2 protein-coding genes and 1 pseudogene are annotated in these 1,968 nt (G+C 33.7%); all 3 read left to right on the forward strand.

Annotation, left to right across the window (positions count from 1 at the left end):
* The first annotated feature begins 78 nt into the window (after positions 1 to 78).
* Positions 79 to 663: a TetR/AcrR family transcriptional regulator gene (locus Y7E_RS0106825; RefSeq protein ID WP_017150538.1), complete on the forward strand. Its 585-nt coding sequence runs from the start codon at positions 79 to 81 to the stop codon at positions 661 to 663.
* Between the two features lie 15 nt (positions 664 to 678).
* Positions 679 to 1,458, forward strand: a complete 780-nt coding sequence (locus tag Y7E_RS0106830; RefSeq protein ID WP_017150377.1) for a nucleotidyltransferase domain-containing protein — start codon at positions 679 to 681, stop codon at positions 1,456 to 1,458.
* Between the two features lie 129 nt (positions 1,459 to 1,587).
* A pseudogene (locus Y7E_RS0106835) lies at positions 1,588 to 1,968 on the forward strand (undecaprenyl/decaprenyl-phosphate alpha-N-acetylglucosaminyl 1-phosphate transferase); the annotation flags it as partial.

A 1,968-nucleotide genomic window follows, 5' to 3' on the forward strand; every position in this document is an offset into this window, starting at 1 on the left:
GTATTTACTTCCATATGTAATTCATTTATATTAAATAAATAAACGTTTATTTATTTAATATATTGTGAGGGATTATGAATGGCAAGAACAGTCAACAATCAACAGCGACTAGAGAAGCGAAATGTCATATTAAAAGAAGCAAAAAGGCAATTTCCAAGAGAGGTTTTTTCTAAGACTACCCTTTCTAGTATAGGGCAGGCAATAGGTATTAATCCTGCTACGATTTTACTGTATTTTCCTAGCAAGGAGGACTTGTTTGAGAATACCGTTAAAGAAGCATTTCAAGAGACTAGAAAAGGACAACTGTATTTACCAGAAAGCCTAGAATTGTCAGAGCAATTAGAGCAGATGGTGAGGCATCACGTGAGGAAATATCGTGAAGATCCATCAAACCTACGAATTTTACAATATCTGTTTTCCCAATCTGGTAGGTTTCCGGAGCTAGAGCAAGAAGCAGTTTTCATCACTTATGAGTTTGTAGAGAGAATGACTGAATTGTTGAAGAAGCGCTCTAGTCTAAATGAAACCGAACAAGAACTTCGCGATAAAACGTGGGCTTATTTATCTTTCCTAAGTGGATTTACGATGATTATGCTTGAGCCTGAAAAATATCCATTATGGGAAGGGATTGTAAAACAAGGAGTTAAGCTAATTGAAACATAAAGGAGTTAAAGAAATATGATCCATAACGAAGTCAAGAAAGTAATGATGCTCTATAGTAGCAGGTTGAACGAAATGTTTCCAAATCAAGTTCTTGGTGTCTATTTATATGGATCAAACGTTATAGGTGCCTTTCATCCTGAAAGCAGTGATATTGATTTTGTTACAGTTTTTAATCAGGAATTGACGGGCGAAGAGTTAATAAAACTATCGCACCTTCATAAGAAGGTTAGAGCTAAATGTCCATTGGTCAAAAAGTTTGAATGTGAGTACTTATCCTTGGATGAGCAGAATCAATTACATTTACATAAATCTTTCCCGTTTTTTGAGGGTACAAAGTGTAAGGGAAAAAGAAAGCTTATGAAAATTGCGGTTTATCAGCTTGTTCATGATTCATATGCTGTTTACGGTCCGAAATTTTCTACTTATTACTCAAATATTGATTGGAAGGATGTTATGCAGGAGATGGAGTACAATCTTAACCACTATATAGCGAGTAAAGCTTCCCAAAGCTATTTGTTTTTATTCGATTTTTGGATTGAGTTCATTGTTTTAACCTTATGTCGAGTGTACTATACATTGAAAACAGGAAAGATTACATCAAAGGAACTGGCCTGTGAAGAAGTGATCAAGGACTTTGATTTAAGGTATTCTGACATTCTTCATGAGGCACTTAGAATTAGAGGGAGAGTCCAAGTCAAGTCCAATTATAAAAATCGCTGGGAACGAAAGAATGCAACGATCCATTTTATAAACTCTTTGAGAGAGTATTGTAATCAAGCTTTTTTATCTAGATAAATGTGGAGATGAACCCACTTTTTTACAAAAGGCAATTTCATTAATCCTGCTTCTTTAACTAAACTGCCAAATAGTTTAAGTATAAACCTTCACAATTAGTTATTTTTCTAAAGAAAGGAATAAATTGATATGTATGGGGTTTTAATAGGTTTGTTTGCTTTTGCAGTTACATGGTTTTCAGTACCTTTTATAATGAAATTTGCCGTTAAATGGAATTTTGTTGATATACCTATTAGCAGAAAAATACATAAAAATCCAATACCATTATTGGGTGGGATTGGTATTTTTTTAGGTTTTCTTGCTGCAGTACAATTAACTAAAATATTGGGATATAATTTTGATACTGCCAATATTGCTATCATTTCTGGGAGTTTTTTACTAGTTATTATAGGTTTAATAGATGACTATTATAAAACTCGTGGAAAAGATTTTCCGGCATTACCGAGGCTACTAGTACAAATTCTAGCTGCTTACCTGGTAGTTCATTTTAGTGGAGGAATTGTAGGTTTA

This window comes from Bacillus bingmayongensis (genome assembly GCF_000299035.1).
Classification (GTDB): Bacteria; Bacillota; Bacilli; order Bacillales; family Bacillaceae_G; genus Bacillus_A; species Bacillus_A bingmayongensis.

Excerpts from the sequence above, each read along its gene's own strand:
- Y7E_RS0106830 (WP_017150377.1), top strand. The coding sequence starts at position 679 with ATGATCCATAACGAAGTCAAGAAAGTAATGATGCTCTATAGTAGCAGG.
- Y7E_RS0106825 (WP_017150538.1), top strand. The coding sequence starts at position 79 with ATGGCAAGAACAGTCAACAATCAACAGCGACTAGAGAAGCGAAATGTC.